Annotated in this window: 28 protein-coding genes; 8 read left to right on the top strand and 20 right to left on the bottom strand. The window is 71.4% G+C overall.

Features of this window, described 5'->3' with window-relative positions:
• Positions 1 to 413 (bottom strand): PRC-barrel domain-containing protein (locus ACR2FV_RS08015; RefSeq protein ID WP_434015171.1); only part of this gene is annotated, 413 nt, incomplete at its 3' end.
• Between the two features lie 203 nt (positions 414 to 616).
• Positions 617 to 1,327 (bottom strand): TetR/AcrR family transcriptional regulator C-terminal domain-containing protein, encoded by a 711-nt coding sequence (locus ACR2FV_RS08010; RefSeq protein ID WP_434015170.1) that lies wholly within the window; start codon positions 1,325 to 1,327, stop codon positions 617 to 619.
• A 156-nt stretch (positions 1,328 to 1,483) separates the two neighbouring features.
• On the opposite strand from ACR2FV_RS08010, the gene ACR2FV_RS08005 reads away from it, so the two are divergent.
• The 5 genes from ACR2FV_RS08005 (at position 1,484) to lhgO (ending at position 6,702) form a co-directional block, all read left to right on the top strand.
• Positions 1,484 to 2,065, top strand: a complete 582-nt coding sequence (locus tag ACR2FV_RS08005) for a TetR/AcrR family transcriptional regulator (protein WP_434015169.1) — start codon at positions 1,484 to 1,486, stop codon at positions 2,063 to 2,065.
• A 5-nt stretch (positions 2,066 to 2,070) separates the two neighbouring features.
• Positions 2,071 to 3,417 (top strand): ATP-binding cassette domain-containing protein, encoded by a 1,347-nt coding sequence (locus tag ACR2FV_RS08000; RefSeq protein ID WP_434015168.1) that lies wholly within the window; start codon positions 2,071 to 2,073, stop codon positions 3,415 to 3,417.
• Positions 3,418 to 3,609: 192 nt separating this feature from the next.
• Positions 3,610 to 4,833, top strand: coding sequence for an MFS transporter (locus ACR2FV_RS07995; protein WP_434015167.1), 1,224 nt, complete (start codon positions 3,610 to 3,612; stop codon positions 4,831 to 4,833).
• A complete protein-coding gene (locus ACR2FV_RS07990; RefSeq protein ID WP_434015166.1) occupies positions 4,830 to 5,309 on the top strand; it encodes a hypothetical protein in 480 nt (159 codons plus the stop codon). Before ACR2FV_RS07995 ends, ACR2FV_RS07990 begins: the two co-directional genes overlap by 4 nt.
• Before the next feature lie 175 nt (positions 5,310 to 5,484).
• A complete protein-coding gene (gene lhgO / locus ACR2FV_RS07985; RefSeq protein WP_434015165.1) occupies positions 5,485 to 6,702 on the top strand; it encodes an L-2-hydroxyglutarate oxidase in 1,218 nt (405 codons plus the stop codon).
• Between the two features lie 42 nt (positions 6,703 to 6,744).
• Here lhgO and ACR2FV_RS07980 read toward each other — a convergent pair whose 3' ends face one another.
• Both ACR2FV_RS07980 and ACR2FV_RS07975 read right to left on the bottom strand, forming a co-directional pair.
• Positions 6,745 to 7,218 carry a LysR family substrate-binding domain-containing protein gene (locus tag ACR2FV_RS07980; RefSeq protein ID WP_434015164.1) on the bottom strand — a complete coding sequence of 158 codons (474 nt, stop codon included), beginning with the start codon at positions 7,216 to 7,218 and terminating at the stop codon, positions 6,745 to 6,747.
• Positions 7,219 to 7,352: 134 nt separating this feature from the next.
• The gene (locus tag ACR2FV_RS07975) at positions 7,353 to 7,817 is read right to left on the bottom strand and encodes a MarR family winged helix-turn-helix transcriptional regulator (RefSeq protein WP_434015163.1); all 465 of its coding nucleotides are present in this window, start codon (positions 7,815 to 7,817) and stop codon (positions 7,353 to 7,355) included.
• Between the two features lie 108 nt (positions 7,818 to 7,925).
• Here ACR2FV_RS07975 and ACR2FV_RS07970 point away from each other — a divergent pair, with 108 nt between their 5' ends.
• Positions 7,926 to 8,504 carry a YceI family protein gene (locus ACR2FV_RS07970; RefSeq protein ID WP_434015162.1) on the top strand — a complete coding sequence of 193 codons (579 nt, stop codon included), beginning with the start codon at positions 7,926 to 7,928 and terminating at the stop codon, positions 8,502 to 8,504.
• A 109-nt stretch (positions 8,505 to 8,613) separates the two neighbouring features.
• On the opposite strand, the gene menC is transcribed toward ACR2FV_RS07970, so the two are convergent.
• The 6 genes from menC to ACR2FV_RS07940 all read right to left on the bottom strand — a co-directional run bounded on the left by menC (position 8,614) and on the right by ACR2FV_RS07940 (position 13,214).
• Complete coding sequence (gene menC, locus ACR2FV_RS07965; protein ID WP_434015161.1) at positions 8,614 to 9,735, bottom strand: o-succinylbenzoate synthase; 1,122 nt, start codon at positions 9,733 to 9,735, stop codon at positions 8,614 to 8,616.
• Positions 9,732 to 10,613 carry a hypothetical protein gene (locus ACR2FV_RS07960; protein WP_434015160.1) on the bottom strand — a complete coding sequence of 294 codons (882 nt, stop codon included), beginning with the start codon at positions 10,611 to 10,613 and terminating at the stop codon, positions 9,732 to 9,734. The genes menC and ACR2FV_RS07960 overlap by 4 nt, the downstream gene beginning before the upstream one ends.
• A complete protein-coding gene (locus tag ACR2FV_RS07955) occupies positions 10,610 to 11,770 on the bottom strand; it encodes a M20 family metallopeptidase (RefSeq protein WP_434015159.1) in 1,161 nt (386 codons plus the stop codon). Before ACR2FV_RS07955 ends, ACR2FV_RS07960 begins: the two co-directional genes overlap by 4 nt.
• A 154-nt stretch (positions 11,771 to 11,924) precedes the next feature.
• The gene (locus ACR2FV_RS07950) at positions 11,925 to 12,272 is read right to left on the bottom strand and encodes a type II toxin-antitoxin system PemK/MazF family toxin (protein ID WP_434015158.1); all 348 of its coding nucleotides are present in this window, start codon (positions 12,270 to 12,272) and stop codon (positions 11,925 to 11,927) included.
• The gene (locus ACR2FV_RS07945; protein WP_434015157.1) at positions 12,259 to 12,489 is read right to left on the bottom strand and encodes a ribbon-helix-helix domain-containing protein; all 231 of its coding nucleotides are present in this window, start codon (positions 12,487 to 12,489) and stop codon (positions 12,259 to 12,261) included. Before ACR2FV_RS07945 ends, ACR2FV_RS07950 begins: the two co-directional genes overlap by 14 nt.
• A gap of 56 nt (positions 12,490 to 12,545) precedes the next feature.
• Positions 12,546 to 13,214, bottom strand: a complete 669-nt coding sequence (locus ACR2FV_RS07940; protein WP_434015156.1) for a GNAT family N-acetyltransferase — start codon at positions 13,212 to 13,214, stop codon at positions 12,546 to 12,548.
• A gap of 173 nt (positions 13,215 to 13,387) precedes the next feature.
• Here ACR2FV_RS07940 and ACR2FV_RS07935 point away from each other — a divergent pair, with 173 nt between their 5' ends.
• Together ACR2FV_RS07935 and ACR2FV_RS07930 are read left to right on the top strand one after the other, a co-directional pair.
• Positions 13,388 to 14,395 carry a GNAT family N-acetyltransferase gene (locus tag ACR2FV_RS07935; protein WP_434015155.1) on the top strand — a complete coding sequence of 336 codons (1,008 nt, stop codon included), beginning with the start codon at positions 13,388 to 13,390 and terminating at the stop codon, positions 14,393 to 14,395.
• A gap of 81 nt (positions 14,396 to 14,476) precedes the next feature.
• Positions 14,477 to 14,806 (top strand): putative quinol monooxygenase, encoded by a 330-nt coding sequence (locus ACR2FV_RS07930; RefSeq protein WP_434015154.1) that lies wholly within the window; start codon positions 14,477 to 14,479, stop codon positions 14,804 to 14,806.
• A 21-nt stretch (positions 14,807 to 14,827) separates the two neighbouring features.
• Here the strand turns inward: ACR2FV_RS07930 and ACR2FV_RS07925 are convergent, their stop codons facing one another.
• The 10 genes from ACR2FV_RS07925 to ACR2FV_RS07880 form a co-directional block, all read right to left on the bottom strand.
• Positions 14,828 to 15,010, bottom strand: a complete 183-nt coding sequence (locus ACR2FV_RS07925) for a hypothetical protein (protein ID WP_434015153.1) — start codon at positions 15,008 to 15,010, stop codon at positions 14,828 to 14,830.
• 20 nt (positions 15,011 to 15,030) lie between these two features.
• Complete coding sequence (locus tag ACR2FV_RS07920) at positions 15,031 to 15,219, bottom strand: hypothetical protein (protein ID WP_434015152.1); 189 nt, start codon at positions 15,217 to 15,219, stop codon at positions 15,031 to 15,033.
• Between the two features lie 73 nt (positions 15,220 to 15,292).
• Positions 15,293 to 16,720: an NADH-quinone oxidoreductase subunit N gene (locus ACR2FV_RS07915; protein WP_434015151.1), complete on the bottom strand. Its 1,428-nt coding sequence runs from the start codon at positions 16,718 to 16,720 to the stop codon at positions 15,293 to 15,295.
• 27 nt (positions 16,721 to 16,747) lie between these two features.
• Positions 16,748 to 18,235: a complex I subunit 4 family protein gene (locus ACR2FV_RS07910; protein WP_434015150.1), complete on the bottom strand. Its 1,488-nt coding sequence runs from the start codon at positions 18,233 to 18,235 to the stop codon at positions 16,748 to 16,750.
• Positions 18,232 to 20,097, bottom strand: coding sequence for an NADH-quinone oxidoreductase subunit 5 family protein (locus ACR2FV_RS07905; RefSeq protein ID WP_434015149.1), 1,866 nt, complete (start codon positions 20,095 to 20,097; stop codon positions 18,232 to 18,234). Before ACR2FV_RS07905 ends, ACR2FV_RS07910 begins: the two co-directional genes overlap by 4 nt.
• Positions 20,094 to 20,396: an NADH-quinone oxidoreductase subunit NuoK gene (locus ACR2FV_RS07900; RefSeq protein WP_434015148.1), complete on the bottom strand. Its 303-nt coding sequence runs from the start codon at positions 20,394 to 20,396 to the stop codon at positions 20,094 to 20,096. The genes ACR2FV_RS07905 and ACR2FV_RS07900 overlap by 4 nt, the downstream gene beginning before the upstream one ends.
• Positions 20,393 to 20,989, bottom strand: coding sequence for an NADH:ubiquinone oxidoreductase subunit J (locus tag ACR2FV_RS07895; RefSeq protein ID WP_434015147.1), 597 nt, complete (start codon positions 20,987 to 20,989; stop codon positions 20,393 to 20,395). The genes ACR2FV_RS07900 and ACR2FV_RS07895 overlap by 4 nt, the downstream gene beginning before the upstream one ends.
• 2 nt (positions 20,990 to 20,991) lie before the next feature.
• Positions 20,992 to 21,954, bottom strand: a complete 963-nt coding sequence (locus ACR2FV_RS07890; RefSeq protein ID WP_434015146.1) for an NADH-quinone oxidoreductase subunit H — start codon at positions 21,952 to 21,954, stop codon at positions 20,992 to 20,994.
• Complete coding sequence (locus tag ACR2FV_RS07885) at positions 21,947 to 23,080, bottom strand: hypothetical protein (RefSeq protein ID WP_434015145.1); 1,134 nt, start codon at positions 23,078 to 23,080, stop codon at positions 21,947 to 21,949. Before ACR2FV_RS07885 ends, ACR2FV_RS07890 begins: the two co-directional genes overlap by 8 nt.
• Positions 23,071 to 23,427, bottom strand: a complete 357-nt coding sequence (locus ACR2FV_RS07880; RefSeq protein ID WP_434015144.1) for an NADH-quinone oxidoreductase subunit A — start codon at positions 23,425 to 23,427, stop codon at positions 23,071 to 23,073. Before ACR2FV_RS07880 ends, ACR2FV_RS07885 begins: the two co-directional genes overlap by 10 nt.
• Positions 23,428 to 23,785 lie beyond the last annotated feature (358 nt).

Genomic DNA, 23,785 nt, shown 5'->3' with positions numbered 1-23,785 from the left:
ACGTCGTGGTCGGCGTCACGGTCGGTGTCCACGTCGCCGCCCGTGCCGACGACATCGACGTCGTGGTCGTGGGTCTTGTCACGGTCGGTGTCCACGTCGCCGCCCGTGCCGTAGTAGCGGTAGAGCTCCTCTTCCTGCTCCGGGCTGATGTGGCCGTCCTCGTCGACCCGGGGGGCGTCCTTGACCTTGTCCTTGCTGTAGGGCACCCGCACCTCGTTGCCGGTCGAGCTCGCGTCACGGACCGGCACGAAGGACTCCGAGCCGCCGAACAGCCCGGTCTTGACGGTGACCCACTCGGGGTTGCCGGACTCGTCGTCGAGGTAGACCTGCCCGACCTTGCCGATCTTGTCTCCGCTTTCGTCCATGACGACCCCGTCGTCGATGAGACTCTGGATCTCGTTGCTGTTGATCATTGACTGACTCCCTGTCGTGGTGGTTCGGCGATGTCAACCGCTGACGTAAGGGGAGTGCGCACCGCATGACGGCGGGACTCCTTACGATGTAAACCAAACACAGGTTTCCGATGTCTGCAAGCGCACCGGACCAGACGCAGAGGGATTCGCGAGGCACGGAGCCGCGCGCCTGGGTCAGACCAGCAGGACCGACCGACCGCGGACTACTGCGACAGCGACATCTCCAGCCGGTCCAGCAAGGTCTCCAGCCCGATCTCGAACTCCTCGGCACTGTGATCCTCGCTGAGCAGGGGCTGCAGCCGCTGGGTGGTGGGCGCATCGGAGAGGGTCTGCATGCCGTCTCCGTGCGGCAGGTCCGCGCCTCCCTCGTCCAACGGCTCATCGGCTGGTCCGACGCTTCCCCCGTGTGCGACCGACTCCAGCAGCAGCGCCCCGAGCAGGAATCCGGTGAAGCCGCGGTAGGTCTGCACGATGTGCTGGTCGTCGAAGCCGTGCCGGGCCAGCGTGGACAGGAAGTGCTCGACCAGCTCGATGCTGCGCAGCGGGGGGCGCAGCCAGGGGGCCGCCGGGTGACGGGTCGCCACCAGGGGGAAGGCCGCGGGGTGCTCGACGGCGATCCCGCGGACCTCGTGGGCGAGTGTCTGCAGGTATCCCTGCCAGGAACCCGCGATCTGCTCGTCGAGGTGGGCGTCGATCCCGCTCAGCAGGTGCGCCACCACGGCCTCGAGCAGGTCCTCGCGGCCGGAGACATGACGGTAGAGCGACATTGCCTCGACGCCCAGCTCCTGGCCCAGCTTGCGCATGGTCAGCCCCTCGGTGCCCTGCTCGTCGATGAACCCCAACGCGGTGACCACGATCAGCTCCCGGTCCAAGCGAGGGCGGATTCGGCGCGGCGGTGCTGTGGTCTCGGTCATCTCGGCCTCCCGTGTCGACGACGAACCGGTCCCTTGACAGTGTGGCACGTCATACAGCAAACTGAGAGTGACTATCATGTAAGAGTCACTCTCATGAAAGTTGGCTTTCGAACATCGCGTGATCGGCACACAGCGGGCACGACACAGGAGGTCTCCATGGCAGGGCTTCGCGAGCAGCGCAAGGCGCACACCCGTGCCCAGATCCAGCAGCACGGGCTGCGTCTGATCGAGCAGGACGGCTACGCACGCACCAGCTGTGAGCAGATCGCCGCCGCAGCCGGTGTCTCTGCGGCCACGCTGTTCCGCTACTTCCCCACCAAGGAAGACATCGTCCTGCAGGACGTCTACGACCCGATGATCGCCGAGGCGGTCCGCGCGCGACCCGCAGCGGAGCCTCGGCTGACCGCCGTCCGTCGCGGGCTCGCCGACGCTTTCGACGAGGTCTACGAAGCCGACCTGGAGGACATCCGAGCGCGCACCGCACTGATCCTGTCGGTGCCGGCCCTGCGCGCACGGATGCTGGAGCAGCAGGAGGGCATCACCATGCACCTGGCCCGGGCGCTGGCCGACCGTCGCGAGGACACCGACGCCGGACGACTCGAGATCCGGGTGGCGGCCGGTGCGTGCGCCGCGGCCTTGAGCATCGCCGTGGATCACTGGGCGGCGGTGGGCGGTCACCTGCCCGACCACGTCGACGCGGCAATGGCGGCACTGGCCGATCTGGCGCGGGGAGCGTGAGCGCGGTGAGCGACGGTCCAGTGCTCGACGTGTGCGAGGTGACCAAGCGCTACGGCGCCCTCGCGGCGGTCGACGAAGTCAGCCTGCAGGTGCGGCCCGGAGAGATCTACGCGCTGCTCGGGCTCAACGGCGCCGGCAAGACGACGCTGATCCGGATGGTGTTGGGCATGATCCGTCCCACCCTGGGGTCGCTGCGGGTCCTCGGCCGCCCGACCACCGACCGCACGGTGTGGTCACAGGTCGGCTACCTCGTCGAGGGCCCGGCCTGCTACCCCGAGCTGACCGTCCGGGAGAACCTCGAAGTGGTCCGCAGGCTGCGCAAGGTGAGCGAGTCCGGCGCGGTGGGCGAGGTCATCGAGGTGATGGAGCTGGGTGCGTATGCCGAGCAGCGGGCCCGCACCCTGTCGCTGGGCAACACCCAGCAGCACGGTACGACGGTGCTGCTGTCGAGTCACCGGCTTGCCGAGGTCGCCCGGGTGGCCGACCGGATCGGGGTGCTGCACCACGGCCGGCTGGTCCAGGAGCTCGACGCAGACGGCCTGGATCGGGCCAACAGGCTCCACTCACACCTGGAGGTGGCGGCTCGGGACGACACCCGGGCTGCGCAGGCGCTGCATACCGCCGGGCTGGCCTGCCGGCAGGGTCCGCACGGCCTGGCGATCCGTGACCCTTGGGCGGTGGCCCACCCCGACGAGGTGGCCACCACGTTGGTCCGAGCGGGCATCCCGCCGATGCACATCGGGCTGGTGCAGGAGGACCTGGAGGCCTACTTCTTGCGGCTGGTCGCCCAGATCGTGGCAGTCGGCGGGCTGCTGGTCTTCGGGATGGTCTCGATCTGGCTGTTCGGCCGGGAGTTCTCCGACGGCACACTCAAGGACCTGCTGGCCCTGCCCACGTCGCGCTCGGCGGTGGTCCTGGCCAAGCTGATCGTGGGCGCCGGGTGGTGCCTGGCGCTGGCGGCCTACGTGACGGTGCTGAGCCTGGCAGCGGGGTACCTGCTGGGGCTGCCCGGGTGGTCGGCCGCTACGGCGGCCCGCGGACTGGGCACCATCGGCCTGGTCGCCGTGCTTACGATCGCGCTGACCACGGCATACGGCCTGGTCGCCAGCATCGGGCGGGGCTACCTGCCGGCCGTGGGGGCGATGTTCGCGACCCTCTTCGCTGCCCAGGTGACTGCCGCGGTGGGGTATGGCGAGTGGTTCCCCTGGTCCGTCCCCTCGCTACTGAGCGGGGTGGCGGGGGAGGGCCAGGCCGCGGCCGGTTCGCTGAGTCTCGCCCTGGTGCTGATCGTGGGCGCCGCGGGGGCTCTGGGCACCGCGGTGTGGTGGGAGCGCGCCGACCACGACCGCTAGCAGCGACCGACCGGCTGGATCGGTCAGGTGCGTGATCGGGCCGGTGGCGTACGGGGGGGAGCTGCGGCTGGATCGGTCAGGTGCGTGATCCAGCCACCGTCCCAGGAGGGAGCGCGGCGGGAACACGTCATACGCCCGGCGACGTTGCCTGCCCGCGACGACATCGAGCGACAGCGTGAGCAAGGAGCGGACGTGAGGGTGGGCGAGACCAGCACGCGCATCCCCATCCCCGGCGAGATCAAGGTCCTGGTCGCCGCCGCCTTCGTGATCGCGATCGGCTTCGGCCTGGTCGCTCCGGTGCTCCCGGCCTACGCCCGCAGCTTCGACGTGGGGGTGGCAGCCGCCTCGGTCGTGGTCTCGGCCTTCGCGTTCTTCCGGCTGCTCTTCGCCCCCGTCGGTGGCGCCCTGGTCTCGCGGCTGGGGGAGCGGCCGATCTACCTCGCCGGGCTGCTGATCGTCGCCGCGTCGTCGCTGGCTACGGCGTTTGCCCAGTCGTACTGGCAATTGCTGGTCTTCCGCGGCCTGGGCGGCATCGGCTCGACCATGTTCACGGTCTCGGCGATGGCGTTGCTGGTCCGGCTCGCGCCGCCGACGATCCGCGGCCGGGTCTCCTCGGCCTACGCCAGCGCCTTCCTGATCGGCGGTATGGTCGGCCCCGTGGCCGGTGGCCTGCTCGCCTCGCTGGGCCTGCGGGTGCCCTTCATCGTTTATGCCGTGGCGCTGGTCATCGCTGCCGCCACGGTCGCGCTGCGGCTGTCGGGCGCGTCGCTGCGCCCCGAGCCCGGCACGTCGAACAACCCGCCGATGTTGCTGCGGGAGGCCCTGGGCCACCCCGCCTACCGGGCCGCGCTGGCCTCCGGCTTCGCCAACGGCTGGTCCAACTTCGGGGTTCGGGTCGCGGTGCTGCCACAGTTCGCCGTCGCCGTGCACGACGAGACCTGGGTGGCCGGGATCGCGCTCGCCGTGGCGGCCGTGGGCACCGCGGTGACCCTGCAGGTTGCCGGTCGGCTCGCTGACCGCGTGGGCCGTCGTCCCCTGGTCATTGGCGGTCTCGTCGTGACCGCGCTGGGGCTGGGCCTGATCGGGCTGAGCGGCGACCTGCTCGTGCTGCTGATCCTCTCGGCGGTCAGCGGTCTGGGCGCCGGGCTGGTCAACCCCGGTCAGCAGGCCACCGTCGCCGATATCGTCGGGTCCCAGCGCAGCGGCGGGACGGTGCTCGCGTCGTTCCAGATGGCGCAGGACTCCGGGGCGATCCTGGGGCCGATCCTGGTCGGCCTGGTGGCTGACGTATGGGGGTTCGGCTGGGCGTTCGCGCTGACCGGGGCGGTCAGCCTCGTGGCAGTCGGTCCGTGGCTGCTGGCCCCGGAGACGCTGGAGCAGGAGCCTGTGCTCGCTCCAGAGCCGCAGAAGCCATGAGCCGTCCGGTGCCCGGCGCCGGCCCGATCGCCGTGGCGCTCGCCGCTACCGCGGCATACCGGCTCGCCGATCGGCTGCGCCGCTGGGGCACCCGCGGTGACGAGGCCGACGCAGCGTTGCCGGGCGAGGACCTCGTGCCGGGACCCGCGGTGGCGCTGACCCAGGCCATCACGATCGCCGCGCCGCCGGTGGCAGTGTGGCCGTGGATCGCCCAGCTCGGGGCCGACAAGGGCGGCTTCTACAGCTACGCCTGGATCGAGAACCTCGGCGGCGCCCAGGTCGTCAACGCGGACCGGATCGTGCCCGCCTGGCAGCACCCGGTGCCGGGGGAGCAGCTGCGGCTGCGCCCGCGCGTCCGGTCGCCCGGGTGGCGACCCTGGGCAGTGCAGTCATGTCGCAGCGGATGCTGCGGGGCATCCGCGACCGCTGCGAGTCGGTCCACTGACCTCGCGCCAAGCGCTTCGGCGCCCAGGTGAGTGACTCCCACGTGGCGCTTGCCGCGTCGGGTGGGCAGATGGTGCCGAGTGTCACCGTATGCACCAGCTATGACGGCCGAACCGGTGCAGACGGTGACACTCGATACCGTGTGCACCAGCGTCGGGCGTTCGTCCCCCGCTGAGCCGGCGGCAGGGCGTCGAAGGGAGCGCGAGGGTGGCTGAGGCGTCGCAGGGGCACTACGGCGCGATCGTGGTCGGGGCGGGCATCGTGGGACTGGCCGTGGCCCGAGAGCTGCGCCGCCGAGCGCCCGATGCGCGGATTGCGGTCATCGACCAGGCGCAGATCGTGGCCGCCCATCAGAGCGGTCACAACTCCGGGGTGATCCACGGTGGCATCTACTACACCCCGGGGTCGCTCAAGGCCCGGCTGTGCGTCGAGGGCTCCCGGCTGATGTACGACTACTGCGACGAGCACGGCATACCGCACGAGCGCTGCGGCAAGCTGATCGTGGCCCGCCACGAGGGGGAGCTGGGCAGGCTGGACGAGCTCGAGCGACGCGGGCGGGCCAACGGTGTGCCCGGGCTGCGGCGGGTGGCGGGGCGCGACATACCTGACATCGAGCCGAACGCCGTGGGGGTGCAGGCGCTGCACGCCCCGGGCACCGGCATCGTGGACTACGGCCGGGTCGCCGAGGCGATCGCGGAGGAGCTGCGGGCGGGTGGTGTCGAGCTGTTGCTCGGGCGCACGGTGCAGCGCGTGACGCCGCAGGGAGCAGGAGCGATCGTCCGGCACGACCGCGGGCAGCTGCGGGCCGACCGGGTCATCGTCTGCGCGGGACTGTGGTCGGACCGGATCGCCCGGCGCTGCGGAGCCCCGGCCGATCCGCGGATCGTGCCGTTCCGTGGTGCCTACCTGCGGCTGCAGGCCACCGACCCGCCGGTGGTGCGCGGCATGGTCTATCCCGTGCCGGACCCCGAGCTGCCCTTCCTCGGGGTGCACGTCACCCCGCACGTCGCCGGCCAGGTGATGCTTGGTCCCACGGCGCTGGCGGTGGCCAGCCGCGCGGGCTACCGGCTCCGTCGGGTGAGCGCGCGGGACGTCTGGGAGACGGCCAGCTGGCCCGGCACCTGGCGGGTGGCCGGGCGCTTCTGGCGGACCGGTCTCGATGAGGTCCGGCTCGCGGCCAGCAGGCGGGCGTTCGTGGCGGCGTGCGCGGAGTACGTGCCCTCGCTCACCGTCGAGGACCTGGACGGCACCACCGCGGCGGGGGTGCGCGCCCAGGCGGTGGGCCGCGACGGAAGCCTGGTGGACGACTTCGTGATCGCCCGGGACGGACCGGTCAGCCACGTGCGCAACGCACCGTCGCCGGCCGCCACCTCGGCCTTCGCCCTGGCCGCGGAGATCCTGCGCCGCACCGAAACAGGCCGCTAACGCACGGACGGCGCGGGCACAGCACGGCGCTGCGGCGGCAGCTCAGCTGCGGGCTTGGACGGCGTCGCCGAACTCCTCCACCAGGACCGTGCGCAGCTGATCGGCGGCCGGGTGGCCGGGCTCAGCCCGGGTCGCGACCATCAGCGACGTCGAGGCGGACGGCTCGTCCAGGGCGAGGTACCGCATACCGGAGAGCCGCAGCGGTCGCACGGAGTCCGGCACCAGCGCCACCCCCATGCCCGCGGCCACCAGCGCGAGCAGGGTCATGTACTGGTTGGCCTCCTGTGCCACTGCCGCAGGGGACCCCGCGGGCGCTGCGCCGGTGTCCGCCGGAATGCTGCGGAGCAGGTCGTCGATGAGCCGGGCGCGCTCCCGCGGCAGCTTGACCACGGCCCAACCGGCCAGGTCGACCAGCCGCAGCGTCGGGCGAGTGGCCAGGGGATGATCCTCGGCCATGGCCACGACGACCGGCTCGCGGTGCAACCGTTGGATCCGCAGTCCGGACACGGGCCGCATGTCCCGGCCCAGCCCGACGTCGAGGCCACGGCGTGGCGCCGCCTGTATGCGGAGTCCCGCCGCTACCTGGTCGACTGACCCTGTGGAAGCGTTCGCCAAATCTTCGACCTGCTGCGCGGATCGCACGGCGCGCCTCAGGACGGGTCGACCCGCTCGAGCAGTCCTGAGGTGATGCGGTCCAGCGCCGCGAGGTCGGCAGCGCCGAGGTCGTCGAAGAGCAGGGTGCACACCGCCTCGGCGTGACCGGGTGCGGCCTGCTCGATCTGCCGCCGTCCTGGGGGGGTGATCACCGCATACTGCCCGCGACCGTCGTGCGGGCACTCCTCGCGCCTGATGAGCCCGCGGCGTTCCATCCGGGTCAGGTGATGGGACAGGCGGCTGCGCTCCCACTGCACGTCCTCGGCGAGCTGGACGATGCGGACGCGCCCGTCGGTCGCCTCGCTGAGGTGCACGAGCACCTCGAAATCGGCCATCGACATACCGGTGTCCCGGGCGAGCTGACGACTCAGAGCGGCGCTGAGCTGTCGGTGCGCGCTCATCCATTGCCGCCACACCTGCTGCTGGTCCGCGTCCAGCCATGGATTGTCGTTCGCCACCATGAAGGAGAGTGTACCCAGATAGTTGACACATCATCTAGTTGAGACTAACTTGATGACACGTCAACCAAAATGGGGTGTGAGCAAGCCCCAGGAACCCAGGAGCACGCCATGACCGACACCACCCAGACCGCCGCCCCCGCCGGCACCGCACTGAGCGACCTCAGTGGCAGCTACACCATCGATCCCGCCCACAGCCAGCTGGGCTTCGTGGCCCGGCACGCCATGGTGACCAAGGTCCGCGGGTCGTTCAACGACTTCGAGGGCTCGGTGACCACCGGCGAGCAGCTCGCCGACGTCTCCGTGTCGGTCACCATCCAGACCGCCAGCATCGACACCCGCAACCCCGACCGTGACGGCCACCTGCGCACCGGCGACTTCTTCGACGTGGCGACCTACCCGACCATCACCTTCAGCTCCACTGAGGTCGCCGCGCTCGACGCCGAGACCTTGCGCATCGCGGGTGACCTGACCATCAAGGGCGTCACCAAGTCGGTGACCATCGACTTCGACTACGCCGGCGGCGCCACCGACCCCTTCGGTATGCAGCGGGTCGGCTTCGAGGGCAGCACCACCCTGCTGCGCTCGGACTACGGCATGACCTTCAACGCCGCACTGGAGACCGGCGGTGTGCTCGTCTCGGACAAGATCACCCTGGAGATCGAGATCTCCGCGGTCAAGAACGCCTGACCCCGCGGACCGTTGTGCGCGCGCCTGTGGTCTGCGCAGGGCGCGGTGGCGCGCACAACGGTCGGCAGGGCCACCGGGGGCATGACCACGCGGGCCACCCGCCGGCCGGTCACGGGGTCAGCGTCTGCACCCCGGTGGTGAACCTCGCCATGATCTCCCGATCGACCTCGACCCCGAAGCCCGGTCCGGTCGGCACGTCGACGACGCCGTCGTGCATCACGATCGGCTCGGTCACGATGTCCTGGGCGTAGAACCGGTCCGAGCCGGAGATGTCCCCGGGCAGAGTGAAGCCGGCCAGCCCGGCCAGCGCCGCGTTGGCGGCGCGCCCGATGCCGGTCTCCAGCATCCCGCCGCACCAGACGGCGATGCCGTGCGCCCGGGACAGGTCGTGGATCGCCCGGGCCTGCAGATAGCCGCCGACCCGACCGGGCTTGATGTTGATGACCGCCGCGGCGCCCAGGGTGATGGCATCGGCGGCCGCCTCGGGCGAGACGATCGACTCATCCAGGCACATGGGGGTGCGCATCAAGCGGGCCAGCTCGCCGTGCTGACGGATGTCGGCCTCGCCCAGTGGTTGCTCGATCAGCAGCAGGTCGTGCTCGTCGAGGTGCCGCAGGTGCGGGGCGTCCACCAGGGTGTAGGCGGCGTTGGCGTCCACCTGGAACGGCAGGTCGGGCCCGAACTCGGCCCGCACCGCGGCCACCGGCTCCAGGTCGGCGCCCGGCTTGATCTTCAGCTTGATCCGGGCGTAGCCGGCGTCGACATATCCGTGCACGACCTCCAGCAGCTGCGACACCGTGTCCTGGATGCCGACCGAGACCCCCGACGGCACGGTCCGGCGCAGGACCCCCAGATATGCCGAGAAGGACAGGTCGATGGCGCGCAGCTGGGCGTCGAGCACGGCCATCTCGACGGCGGCCTTGGCCATCGGATGACCGATCAGGTGCTCCAGGTGCTCCGCCACGCTCTCGGCCCGCAGGTCCTGCACCGCGAACAGGGCGGGGGCGATCCAGCGCTGGGTGACCTCGGCCGCCCCGCTCAGGTGCTCGGGGGAGTAGAGCGGCGCCCTCATCGCCACGCACTCACCCCACCCGGTCACCGGCCCGGCGGGGGTGTCGACGGTGGCCTCCACGACATACGTCGCCTTGCTGACCTCGGTGCCGAACGAGGTGGTGAACGGGGCCACCAGCGGCAGGTCCAGGTGGTGCAGGCGCAGCTCGCGCAGTCTCATCGGTGCTCCTGGTCAGTGGGCTCGGATCGGTGGGCTCGGGTCAGCAGGTATCGGGCCGGCCACTCGATGCCGGTGACCTGCCACCCGGCCCCCAGCAGCGGCACGAAGGCGGAGCGGGTCGCCTGTCGCCAGGCGATGGCCAGCTCGCGGTCGCTGAGCCGCAGGGCCTCGATGTCACCGGGCACGGCGATCTCGGCTGCCACGCAGCCCCCGGGGACCTCGACGTCGACCGGCCCGGGGCGGCCCTCGACGTCGGCCAGCACGGTATGCCGTGCCCCCGCGATCGGATCTGCGGGCGAGGGGTCACGGCGCAGGTCCCACCGGATCAGCATCCGGTCCGAGGCCTGACCGGCATTGAGCCCGTCGGTCATCACGCCGTAGTGGTCCGGGTAGTAGGCGTCCGCCCGGGCCCCCAGCGTGACGAGGTTGAACCAGGCGTTGCGGGCCACCAAAGGGTCGTAGGTCCAGGTGATCTGGTCGACTCCGCGCTCCAGGGACCAGGCGCGTTGGTGCAGCTTCAGGGCTCGGCCGACCCCGCGGCCCACACCGCCGGGGACGACGCCGGCGATGTGGGAGTGCAACGGACTCCCGGGCGGACCGAAGAAGCCGACGCCGGCCGCGATGACGACCTGGGATGCGGCGTCACAGGCCAGCGCCACGTAGCAGCCGCTGTGGATGAAGCCCACCAACATGCTCACGTCGAGCACGTCGTGGCCCGGCGGCACCTGCCAGACCTGGTTGAGCAGATCGGCGACGCGCCGGCAGTCGTCGGCGTCCCGGGCCGGCACGATTTGCACGCCGGCCCGCTCGGCCGCACCGGCCGCATCGTGCCGCGCCTGGCTCATCAGCTGCGCGTCGATGGGCTCATGGACGTTCACAGGCCCACGGGGGCCTGCAGCAGCCGCCGGACCAGCGCGGCCAGGACGGCCGTGCGCGGCGCGATCTGGTCGATGACGGCATGCTCGTGGTCGGCGTGCGCCCCGGCACCCACCGCTCCCAGACCGTCCAGAGTGGGAGCACCCACTCCGGCGGTGATGTTGCCGTCGGAGGCACCGCCCCCGTCGACCCCGTCCGGGGTCGCCACCCCCAGGGCGTCGCACACCTCGCCGAGCACGGCATACAGGCTGGCCGAGGACGATCGTTGCAGCGGCGGACGGTCGATGCCGCCGGAGATCTCGAGCCGGGCGCCGGGCAGCTTGGGCGTGAGCGCGCGGATGGCCTGGTCGACCCGCTGCTGCTCGGCCTCGGTGCGGGCGCGGGAGTCGACGTCGAGGTATGCCGACGCGGGCACCGTGTTGCTGCTGCTGCCCCCGGCGAACGTGGTCGGGGTGACGCTGGTGCCGGCCTCGATGTCGCCGATGCCGGCGACGACCTGCAGCTGGTGGGCCAGCTCGAGACCGGCGTTGATCCCGGCCTCGGGCTCCAGACCGGCGTGAGAGGACTTGCCGTGTGCCGTGATGCGATAGGTCGAGGAGCCCTTGCGGGCGAGCTTGACCGCCCCGCCGTCGGCGCTGGCCTCCAGGACCAGCACGGCCGGCGCCCCCTGCGCCTCCTCGACGATGAGGTCGCGGGAGGTGGTCGAGCCGACCTCCTCGTCGCCGGAGACGAGCAGGCTGAGGCCGTCCAGGCGGGCACCCTGTGCCTGCAGCAGCGCCACGGCGTGGATCGCCATGACCAGACCGGTCAGCATGTCGAACGACCCGGGCCCGCGCAGGATGCCGTCCGCCGTGGAGAACGGCAGCCGCTCCAGGGTGCCGTGCGGCCACACCGTGTCCTGATGGGTGAGCAGCAGCACTCGCCCCGCGGGGTCGGCTGCCCCGTCGTCCCAGCGCACTCGCAGATGAGTGACCCCGTCGCGCTCCAGCACCTCGGGGCGACGGCCGAGCCGCTCCTGGAGCAGGTCGGCGAGGTCCGCGGCGCCTCGGGCTACCGCGGCGTGGTCGCTGGACGGGGTCTCCAGGGTGATCAGTCGCTCCAGGTCGGCGAGCATCTGCGGCAGCCGATCCTGGGCCGTCGTGCTCAGGTCATCGCTCATCTGCTGGTCTCCACAGGTTGCGGCGCGGTGGGAAGCTCTGACCCTATCGCCGGGCACCGGCAGCGCTGACTCGCTCCGGCCCGGTGGGTAGCTCCCTGGCTCGTCTGGTGTCAGGCTGCTCAGCTCTGGGGACACAACTGCAGGCTGCTGCGGACTATAGATCCAGGTGGAGGCGCAGGGCGTCGTCGAGCTGCGCGAGGAGTGGGCGTGGGAGTCTGCCGAGCAAAGGCCCGACACGCTCGACGGCGATGGAGCGGACCTGCTCGGCCTGCGCCTTCGAGTCCATCCGCAGCCCGGTCCGCCCGGCCGGGAGCAAGATCTGGAATGCAAAGACGCGAGTGACGTTGCTCGTCACGGGAACGACGGTGACGGTCCCCCTTCCGAGGCGCTCGGCGCTGGAGTTGGCGCGGTCATTGCTGACGACAACGGCGGGTCGGCGCTTGTTGGCCTCGCTTCCGCGAGCAGGCTCGAAGTCGGTCAGCCGCAGCTCACCGCGCCGCATCGGCCAACCCATCGGAGGCAGCGCTCTCCCAGGCAGCCTGGTCGCCGCTGCTCTCCCACTCCTCCCAGGCGGCTGCATAGTCGTCTTCGAGGTCGGGCAGTCGAAGCAGGTGGATCGCGTGCCGAACGACGGCGGAGCGCGACGCAAGCCCCGAGGAGCGAGCGAACTCGTCCAGGGTAGACACGTCCTCTTCGGGCAGGCTCACGCTTACCTTCACACCATCATGCTACCGCGGTAGCAGCAACGAGACTAGCGCTCAGGGCTCGGGCGGAGTCAGTCTGCGTCCACCTCATCGGCGAGACCGATGGAGGCACGGACCGCCGCCAGCCCCTCGACCTGCAAGGGGTGCTCGCCCCGCACCAGCCGATCGGGGGTGAGCGTGAGCTGCTGGTTGTGTGCGAGGTCGTCCTCCCGGCGCTTCATCCGCCTGATGCCGTTGTTCGTATAGCCGACCTTGCGACTGATGGCCAGCGAGGCCGGGTTGTCGGTGAACGCGCCCGAGGTTATCTCCTGCGCATCGAGGTGGTCGAAGGCGAACGCGCAGATCGCCCGGCGCATGGCGGTGCCGATGCCCCGCCCCTGGTGGGCCAGACCGAGCCACGAGCCGGTCTCGGCGGACCGCGTCACCAGGTAGTCGCTGGTCTCCAGGCCCTGACACCCGACGAGCTGCCCGTCGTGCCAGACGCCGAGCTGCAGGCTCCACTGCCCCGGTGACCAGGCGGCCCGGCACCGCCAGTGGTATGCCGCCGCGATGCGGGGGAGCTCACCGGCCGGGGCGTCGGTCCACGGGTAGGCGAACGGCATCCGCTCCGGGGCGTGGATGCCGGCCTCGGCCAGCTCGCACAACTCCGGGAGGTGCTCATCGCTCAGGCCACGCAGCTGCAGCGGCCCCACGGTGATCCGCAGGCCCAGGGGCGGGAACAGGTCCGTGATGCGGAGCATGTCCACCAACCTTAGCGCTGTGTCGAGCGGGTTTGCCGGTCGAGCCCATTCGGGTCGACTGGTGCCCTATCCCGCACACTGGTGCCCTGTGCGCGCAAGGCACCAGTGTGCGCCGGAGGGCGCCAGTGGCCCGGCGCCGCCCGAGTCGACGCGAGGGATCTACGCTCGCCGCCATGGATGTTGTCGTGCGCCCGGCCCGGCCGCAGGAGTGGGATCGGGCCGGCGAGCTGGTCGCGGCGGCATACCTGGCCGACGGTGCGCTGCAGCCGGGTGACCCCTATCTGGCCCACCTGCGCGACGCAGCGGGGCGCGCCCGGGACTCGGTGGTCCTCGTGGCCGCGGAGGCAGACGCCCTGCTCGGCACGGTGACCTGGTGCCCGGCGCCGTCGTCACACCGCGAGGTGGCCGCGCCGGACGAGGGCGAGTTCCGCAGCCTGGGCGTCGACCCGAGCGCACAGGGCCGGGGGATCGGCCGGCTGCTGATCGAGGCCTGCGTCCAGCGGGCGAGGCAGGAGAGGTATGCCGCGGTCGCCATCAGCAGCGCCCAGTGGATGGAGGCGGCGCACCGGCTCTACGAGCGGATGGGGTTCACCCGGCTGCCGGAGCGGGACTGGGCGCCGCGGCCCGACGTGCCGTTGCTGGCCTATCGGCTGGACCTGTGCCAGGACCCGAGCGGAGAGGTGCAGATCCGCGACGCCGTGCAGGACGACGAGCCGCTCGTGACCCGGATGCTCCTCGAGGCGGTCAACTGGCTGCCGGAGCGGGCCGGGCTCAGCCACGCACAGATCCTCGACAATCCCGGGCTCGCGCACTACGTGAGCGGCTGGAAGCGCCCGAGCGACCTCGGCGTCGTGGCAGTTCAGGACTCGCGACCGATCGGCGCGGCCTGGCTCAGGTACTTCAGCGCCGGTGATCCCGGCTACGGCTTCGTGGACGAGGGCATCCCCGAGCTCAGCATCGGCGTCGTCCCCGAGCGTCGCAACAGGGGGGTGGGGCAGGCGCTCCTTCGCAGGCTGCTGGCCCGAGCCGGGACGCGCGGCATACCGGCGGTGTGTCTCAGCGTCGAGCGAGCCAACCCGGCGCAGCGGCTGTACGTTGCCGAGGGATTCCACACGGTGCAGTCGTTCGAGGCTGCCGACACGATGCTGCTCCGCCTGGACGAGTCGCCACTGCCCACCTGACGTGACGGTCCGGAGTGTGCACGTGGGATCCCCTGCCAGACTGAGCGCGCACCGCATACCCCCGACGAGCAGGAGCACGTCTTGATCTTCATCACCGCCAAGTTCTCTGTGAAGCATGAGCACGCCAAGGACTGGCCGGACATCTCCCGCGAGTTCACCCAGGCCTGCCTGGCCGAGGAAGGGTGCCTGTGGTTCGAGTGGTCGCGCAGCATCGTGGACCCCACTGTCTACGTCCTGGTCGAGGCGTTCCGCGACCAGGAGGCGGGCGCCGCCCACGTCCAGTCCGAGCACTTCAAGCAGGCGACCTCCGAGCTGCCCGCCTACCTTGCGGACACGCCCAAAATCATCAACGCCGAGGTCGAGGGCACCGAGTGGTCCGAGCTCGGGGAGATGTCGGTCTCCGACGACTGACCGGTCACCGGGCCAGCACGCTCAGTCACTGTCCTGAGCCTGCTGGATCTCGACCCGGTTGCCATGTCCGTCCCGGGTGTGGAAGCGGCGCAGCCCGGGTATGTCGTCGTTCCAGCTCAGCGGGTGCCCCGCGGCGACCATCGCCCGCGCCACCACATCGACGTCGGCCACCGCCAACGCCGGGTGAGCCTTGCCTGCCGGCACGAACGGCTCCTCGACCCTCCTCAGCTCTCCCGTCGGTATCGCAGGCTGGTGGTCACCCACGGCAGGTCCAGCGGGTCGTCGTCGGCGCCCGGGGGCAGCTCCTCGGCGACGGCCACCCGCACCCGGGCCAGCAGCGCCTCCTGCTCGGCCGGCTGCTCGGGTTTCGAGAACCAGCTCTCGATCGTGCGCCGTGACGTCGAGGTCAGCACCTCGGACGACGCCGGCTACGCCTTCGACCGGTGCTGACGTGCGGAAGGGGGCATGAGTCAACAAGCAGCCCCGTCAGCCGGCCACCACGGCCCAGACGAGGCCGGCGCCGATCCCGAGGGCGACGCTGAGCACCGCGGCCACCAGGGCCGTCGATGTCGACCAGGGCAGCGGCGCTGTGGGCTCTTTGCAGGCCGTCTCGCCGGAGCGGAAAGGCTGGACGATCCAACGCAGGTAGTAGAAAAGGCTGAGCAGCGTGTTGACCAGGACCACGATGGCCAACCACGCCCACCCGCCGTCCCAGGCCGCGGTGGCCGTGGTCAGCTTGCCGGCGAAGACCGCGGTCGGCGGGGTGCCGAGCAGTCCGAGCAGCGCCACCACCAGGGCGAGGCTCAGCCACGGATGGTCCCGGCCCAGCCCGCGGTAGGACTCCAGAGTGCGCCGCTGCGGCAACGCGGCGGTGACGGCGAAGGCGGCGATGTTGGTCACCGTGTAGCCGGTCAGGTAGACCAGCAGCGAGGGCAGCGCCAGGTCCGAGGCGCCCGCGACCACGACCGGCACGAGCAGGAAGCCGACCTGGCTGACCGTCGACCAGCCCAGCAGCCGCCGCGGGTCGCTCTGCCAGTAGGCCGCCAGGTTGCCCAGCGTCATGCCGACGGTGGCCAGGACCGCCACGAGCAACGGCCAGGCCAAGGTGTCCGGCAGGGTCAGCACCAGCCGGTAGGCCGCGATGACCGCCCCGATCTTGGGCACGGTGGTCAGGAAGGCCGCCGCCGTGACGGTCGTGCCCTGGGCGGCATCGGGGATCCAGAAGTGGGCAGGCACCCCGCCGGCCTTGAACATCAGCCCCACGAGCACGGCCAGCACGCCGGCCGCCACCGCACCCGCCGGTGCGTCGGGCAGCCGGTCGGCGAGCTCGGCATACCCGGTGGTGCCGGTGACGCCGTAGAGCACGGTGACCCCGCCCATCAGCACGATCCCGAACAGCGCCCCGAGCAGGTAGGTCTTCATCGCAGCCTCGGCGCTCACGGCGCCGCCGGCCAGCCCGATCAGGCCGTAGAGCGGGATGCTGGCCAGCAGGAAGCCGACCACCAGCACGAGTATGTCGTCCGCCCCGGCCAGCACCAGGGTGCCGGTCGCGGAGAACAGCAGCAGGGCGTAGGTCTCGCTCTCCCGGGGTGACGCGGCGATCTCATCGGTGGCCAGACCCAGCACGAGCAGGGTCCCGAGCGCCACCAGGAGCCGGACGATCCCGGTCGTGGTGTCGACGGTGAACGAGCCCTCGAAGGCCGGCTGCGCCGGCCCGCCCATCGACAGCGCTGCGGCCACGCCCGCACCGAGCAGCGCGAGCGCAGCGACGACGCGGGTGACCCACTGCCGGTCCCGGGCCAGGAACGAGCCGCCGAGCAGAGCCGTGAGCCCCCCGACGAAGAGCAGGATCTCCGGCAGCAGCAGCAGCGGACGCATCGCGCTCTCGGTGGCGGTCGCGATGGCCGTGGCCATCTGCATCGGTGAGTCGAAGGCCACCGGCTACCGCCCGACCAGCGTGATCAGGGTCTGCGACGCCGGCTCGATGACAGCGAGCAGCGGCCGGGGCAGCACCCCGATGAGCAGGGACAGGGCCAGCAGCGGCGCGACCGCCCACAGCTCGGTGGGTCGCAGGTCCGCGAAGCCGACTGAGGCGCCGCGGGTTGCCCCGGTGAAGACCCTCTGCAGCGCCCGCAGGAACAGCGCGGCGACCAGCAGGATGCCCAGCAGCGCGACCGCGGTGACCGGGGCGGCGGCGATGCTGCCGGTGAAGATCTGGAACTCGGCGATGAAGCCGGACAGCCCCGGCAGCCCGAGGGAGGCGAAGGCCCCGACGGCGAACAGGGTCGCCATCCGCGGCGCCGGGTCAGCCAGCCCACCGTAGGCACCCATGTCGTAGGTGGCCGCGCGGTCGTGCATCACCCCGGCCAGCAGGAACAGGGCCGCGGTGATCAACCCGTGGCTGACCATCTGGGTGACCGCCCCGGTCACCGCGACCTCCCGGGCCGCGGTGGTGTCGTCGGCGACCAGCCCGGCGACGCCCACGGCCAGCACGATGTAGCCCATGTGGTTGACCGAGGTGTAGGCGATCATCCGCTTCAGGTCCTGCTGGGCCAGGGCGACCAGTGCGCCGTACAGGACGGACACCACCCCGACCGCGATGATGACCCACGCCCAGGCCCGCCAGGATTCCGGCAGCATCGGCATGGCGACCCGCAGGAAGCCGTAGGTGCCCATCTTGAGCAGCACCCCGGCCAGCACCGCGGAGCCGACCGCCGGGGCGTCGGTGTGCGCCGGGGGCAGCCAGGTGTGGAACGGCACGGTCGGGGTCTTGACCGCCAGCCCGAGCAGGATCGCGCCGAGCACGAGGCCCCCGGCGACCGGCCGGCCAGCGAGGGGCATCTCTTCGGCCAGCCGGACCATGTCGAAGGTGTGCGGTTGCGCTGCGACGTAGAGCCCGATGAAGCCGGCCAGCAGGGCCAGGGATCCCAGAAAGGTGTAGAGGAAGAACTTCATCGCCGAGCGGGCGGCGTCGCCGTGCCCCCAGCCGATGATGACGAAGTACATCGCCACGATCGACAGGTCGAAGAACAGGATCAGGTCGGCGGCCACGAACAGGCCAAGGCTGACACTCTGCAGGAACAGGAACAGCGCGGCCTGGATGCGGGGCCGGTGCTCCTCGCGCAGCGCGTAGACCGCGCAGCTGAGGAAGATGACCCCGGTCATCGCGACCAGCGGCAACGACAGACCGTCGACGCCGATGTGATAGCTGCTGTCGACCCCGGGAATCCAGGGGACCTGCTCCTCGAACGCCAGAGCACCCGGCTCCGGACTCTCGTAGCGCGCCCACACCACCACGATCAGGGCCAGGTCGAGGGCGGCCACCGCCACCCAGGTCCGGCGGGCCGCAGCCGCGGGAAGCCCGGGCAGGGCGACCAGCGCCAGCGCGGCGGCGAGCGGCAGGAAGACGATCAGGCTGAGCACGCTCATCCCCTTACAGCGAGTAGAAGCAGGAAGCCGGCCGTGACCACCACGACCGATTGCAGGTAGTACTGGTGCAGCTGGCCGGTCTGCGGCCGACGGGCCAGGGCGCCGAGGCGCCGGATCTGGGCGGTCACCCACTGCACCGCGCCGTCGACGCGGCGGTCGTCGACCCGCCCCGCCTGGTATGCGGTGCGCAGGGTCGCGGTGGAGAGCGCGTCGACCCCGCGGTCGAGCACCCGGTCATCGAAGCGTGCCAGCGCTTCGGCAAGCCGCAGGGTCGGTGTCACCACCAGGACGTGGGACGCGGTCTCCAGCCCCAACCAGCCGCGGGCCCACCCCGGCTCGGGTGCCTTCCACCGCCAGACTGCGAGGACCACCGCAAGAGCCAGGGCGGCGGAGACCAGCAGCTCCACGAGGGCTGCGCTCGCGTGCTCCGGGCCGTCCAGAGCACGCGCGATGGCCTCGCCCCAGGGGCCGAGGGCCAGCACGCCGAGCACCGCGGCCCCGAGGGCCAGCACGACCAGCGGTGGTCGCGCGATCGCCGGCACCGTCCGGGTCCCCTGCTGCTCGGTGTCGTGCTCGGCGCGCACCCGGCCGGTGTCCTCGGCGGGAACCCGGCGCCACACGACGACCAGGATCTTGCCGGCATACCCGGCGGACAGCGCCGAGGCGGCCAGCCCGACGACATACAGAGCGATCGAGTCCTCCAGGGCCGCGGCGAGCACCTCGTCCTTGGTGGCCCACATCGACAGCGGAGCGACGCCGGCCAGCGACAGCGCGCCCACGCCGGCGGTGGCCCCGACCAGCGGCCACCGCCGGGCTGCGCCGTGCAGGCCGGTGAGCGCCTTGGTGCCCAGGGCGGTCAGCCAGACGCCGGCGACCAGGAAGAGCAGGGCCTTGGTGAAGGCGTGCGCCACCAGGTGGGTGGCGCCGCCGGCGACGCTGCCCACCCCCGCGGCCAGCACGACGAACCCGAGCTGGGCGGAGGTCGATGCGGCCAGGAGCTGCTTGAGGTCGCGCTGCGCCAGCGCCACGGCTCCCAGGAGCAGCGCGGTGCCCGCCCCGAACCACGCCACCGTGGGTCCGGCCCAGCCGGTGACGGCCAGCAGCGGTTCGAGGCGAAGCAGCAGGTAGCCGCCCATCGCCACCATCGCCGCGGAGTGCAACAGCGCGCTCACCGGGCTCGGCCCGGCCATCGCCGAGGAGATCCAGAACGAGAACGGCAGCTGGGCCGCCTTGCCCAATGCGGCCAGGACCACCCCGGCGGCGATGACGTGGCGCCACCCGGGTGAGGCGTCAGCCAGCTCGGCCAGGCCCAGTCCGGCCCCGCCGGCCAGCGCGGCAGCGGCGGCGACATACAGGCCGACGTCGGCGGTGCGGGTGGTGACGAAGGCGGTGAGCCCGGCGCCCACGCGGTGCTCCTCGCGCCACCAGAAGCCGATCAGCGCGTAGGACGTGGCACCCATCAGCTCCCAGGCGAACAGCAGGGTCGGCAGGGTGGTGGCGGTGGCGGTGACCAGGGCGAAGGCCGCGAACAGCAGCATCAGCCCGTAGAACCGCGGCCGGGCCGTCTCGATCTCCCCGGCAGCGGCCAGCAGCGCCAGTGTGGTGACGACGGCGATGGTCGGCACGAGCAGGGCGGCGAGCGCGTCGACGGTCAGGGCGAAGTCGGTGTCGACGACGAACGGCACGGACACACTCGGGCGCCGCAGCGCCACCACGACCGCGAGCGCGGCGGTCAGGGTCGCCGTCCCGACCGCCACAGGAGCCGCGATCCGCTCGGCGCGGGGGCTCAGCGTGAGCAGGCCGCCCACCACGGCGGGCAGCAGCACCAGCGACCACAGCAGGGCCGGGGCGAGCGCGCTCACCGCGACAGCTCGCTGGCCATGTCGGTCATGTCGGCCTGGGCCTGCCGGTGCAACAGGGTCGCCACCGCGAAGCCCATCGCCATCTCGACGGTCATCGCGGCGATGACCACCAGCAGCAGCACCTGCCCGGACGGCTCGGGCGCGGTGAACCACCAGAACCCGGCGGCGGCCAGGATGACGCCGTTGATCATCAGCTCCAGCCCCATCATCACCATCACCACGACCTGCTGGGAGATCGCGCCGTAGAGACCGACGCTGAACAGCGCGGCGGCCACGAGGAGCACCGTCTCGAGGGTCATCGGCCCACCCCTCCCGGCTGCGGGTCGCTCGCCGGTCGGCGCCTCAGGTCATCGCCCATCCGGTCGTAGCGGGTGCGATGCGCGGCGAGCACGACGCCCGCGACGATCGTCGAGACCATCACCGGGCTGATCACGATCATCACCAGCATCTGCGGCCCCATCAGCGCCTCACCGAGGACCGCGGTGACCTCCGAGGAGGGGGTGCCCCGGCGGGTCGGCCAGTCGATGAGGATGATGCCGGCCGCGAGGACGCCGAACGTGCCGATGGCAGCGGCCAGGGCTTGCCGGTTGTCGTGCACCATGCTCATCGGCATCAGCGCCGGGTTCATGCCCATGAACATGACCATGTAGACGGCCATGATCGCCATCTCCATGATCATCATCAGGATGATCGTGACCCCGATGTAGTTCTGCTGGAGCAGCAGCACATCCAGGCCCACGGCGATGAAGGAGGCGGCCAGGGCGTAGGTGGCCCGGGCCATCGAGTCGACGTAGAACACGGCGGCACCGGTGAGCACCGCGACGACGGCCAGGACCCAATGCGCGATGTCCACGACCGTGCTCATCTCAACGGCGGTGCTTGCGGCGGTCATGCTCAGGCCCTCCAGACGGCGACGACGGAGACGATCAGGTCCTGGACAAGGACCGCGGGTAGCAAGACCACCCAGCCGAGCTCCATGAACTTGTCCGGGCGCAGGATCGGCATCCGGCGGCGCAGCCAGACCAGCGCACCCAGCAGCACGGCGGTCTTGGCCACCGTCCACAGCCAGTCGGGCAGCAGCGGCCCGGAGCCGCCACCCAGGAACATCGGGACGGCAAAGGCCGCACCGGCGGCGAGCAACGCGTAGCGCCCGGCCTGGAACAGCAGGCGGTCGACCCCGGACAGCTCGGCCCCCACGCCGCCGCCGATGTCGGCACCCAGTGCCGCGGCAAACGGTCCCCAGACCGAGAAGGCGAGCACCCCGAGGCAGTAGACGACGAAGGCCACCGGCATCCACACCACGAACCAGAGGTCCTGTTGGGCGGCGGCGACCGTGCCGACGTCCAGGCTCGCCGCTGCGATCGCGGGGGCGACCAGGGCAAACATCAGCGGCAGCTCATAGCCCAGGCCATGGGCGAGGAACCGGTAGCCACCGATCAGGGAGTGGGCCGAGTTGGGCCCCCACCCGACCAGCCAGACCAGGGCCCAGACCATGACGTCCATCGCGTTGAACCAGACGATGCCGACGTCCAGGGGAGCGATGGTCCAGCGGCCCAGCGGCACGACCGTCACCATCAGCAGGGCGACGACGAGCAGACCGCCGCCACCGATGCGCCACAGCAGCGAGTCGGCCGACAGCGTGGTCCGGCGGCGCTGCCGCAGCAGCCGGGCGCTCTCGTGCAGGGGCCCGGCCAGCGCGCCGCCGAGGTATGCGGAGCCGCCGAGGCCGCCGGCTCGCTCGCTCCGGGCGGTCAGCACGCTGTCGAGCACGGTGGCGAAGAGCACCAGCAGGCCCAGCAGCGCGGCACCCAGGAGCGCCCAGGCGGGGGAGACCGCCAGGACCGTGGTGTCAGGCACGGGTCATCACCTTCGCGGCGGGCAGCGGCGGCAGGTCCAGGGAGGCAACGACGAGGCGGGCCGCGGCGAGGTCCAGACCGACGACGACAGAGGCCACCGGTTCCGGGCTCATCGAGGGGGTCTGCTGGACGGGGAGCTCCGCGACGCTGCCCGGTGCCGACTCGGCAGCGTCGACCGCCCGGTCGAGCATGGACAGCAGCCGGTCGTAGGTGTCACCTACCAGGTGTTCGGGAAACCCGTGGGCCTGCAGATCCTTGGCGGTGAGCGGTCGCAGCCCGCGCAGCGACCAGTGCAGCGTCCGCGAGCGGGCGAGCTGCCGACGCACTGCCCCCAGGGACGCGTCGCTCCCGCGGGGCCAGTCCGTCCTGAGCTGGGCGTCGCGGATTCGTCGGGCCCGGGCAGCGGTGTCCTCCCACCCGGCGAGCGCGAGCAGCCGGGCGATGTTGTCCCAGCGCCACGCCAGGTCAGTCGCCCCAGCGCCGAGGTATGCAGCAGACCCCCCGTCCAAGAGATGACCCTCGGCCTCGGTGATCACGTCTCCCTGCAGCGTGCAGCGCAGCACCAGCCCGGCCGGCCAGTGCGGCAGCACGGGTCCCAGCCGCAGGTGCAGGACGTCCATCTCGAGCCCGTCGCGGTCGTCGTCACTGCCGGCCAGGGCGATCCCGTCCGGGGCCATCTCCATGTCCCCGTGGTCCATGTCCTCGTGGTCCAGGTCCTCGTGGTCCAGGTCCTCGTGGTCCATGTCCTCGCGGCCGTCGGAAGAGGACTCGAGGTCCGGTTCGGCCGACCTGGAGCGGGCGTCCTCCCGGTGGCGATCGGTGTCCCGCAGCCGCTCGACGGCAAGGTTCAGTGCGGCGGGCACCCCCGCCACGTCGAGAGGGTTGACGCGCACGCGCGGCCCGGGCAGCTGCTCCCACAGGCGCTCGATCACCACGGAGAGCTCCGGCCCGGGTGCGCCGCACACAGCGAGGACGTCGGCGTCGGCGGGGGAGAGGGCCGGACGCCAGCCGCGCTCGAGCGCCGCTCGCTCCAGGTGCGCACGCACCACCCAGGACCCGGGCGCCTCCACGATCAGCACGTGGGCCCGGCGCACCGCATACCGGCTCAGTCGCTCGCTCAGGCCCATCGCAGACCTCCCTCGCGCCACACCCAGACCACCGCGACGACCAGCGCACCGAGGAAGAGGAACATCTCGACCACGGCCGAGACGCCCAGGTCGGCGACGACCACCGCCCAGGGATACATGAACAGCATCTCGACGTCGAAGGCCAGGAAGAGCAGCGTCGCGACATACCACCGCGCGTGGTAGCGCGACAAAGCGTGCTCCTCGGGCTGCCACCCGGAGTGGAACGGCAACGAGAGCACGACGCCGGGCGCGACGGACGTCAGCCGGTGCACCGCATACAGCGCGCCCACCGTTGCGCAGGCCAGCGCGAGCATGCTCAGGATTCCGAGAAAGATGAGGCTCTCCATCGGTCGAGTCGTGGGCATCCCAGCGGCGGTCTTTTCCACCCGGGTCTGCCAGCATATACCCCCCTAGGGTATGACTTCACCGCCGCACGCAATCCCAAGGCGCAGCCACAAGTGATGAGAGCCAGCCGTCGAGTGTGTCGTTGCGACCCCCAGACCCGCACGTCTGCCCTCGAGGTCTGCCTTGTCGAGTACCTCGAGACTGCGGATCGTCCAGCCCAGGCGCGCGGGACTGCACGTCACCTGGTCCGGGCCCTGGTCTCGGCCGGATGGCCGAGCGCACGACGCCGGCGTGGTGACGCCCAAACGCTGCGGACGGTGCAACAGGCTGGTCTGCGCGCATCCTCAGCTGTGGGTGCCC

It is taken from the genome of Ornithinimicrobium sp. (assembly GCF_051004135.1).
Taxonomy (GTDB): Bacteria; Actinomycetota; Actinomycetes; order Actinomycetales; family Dermatophilaceae; genus Ornithinicoccus.
The sequence above is the reverse complement of the archived record's forward strand: the minus strand, read 5'-3'. Positions and strand labels throughout refer to the sequence as shown.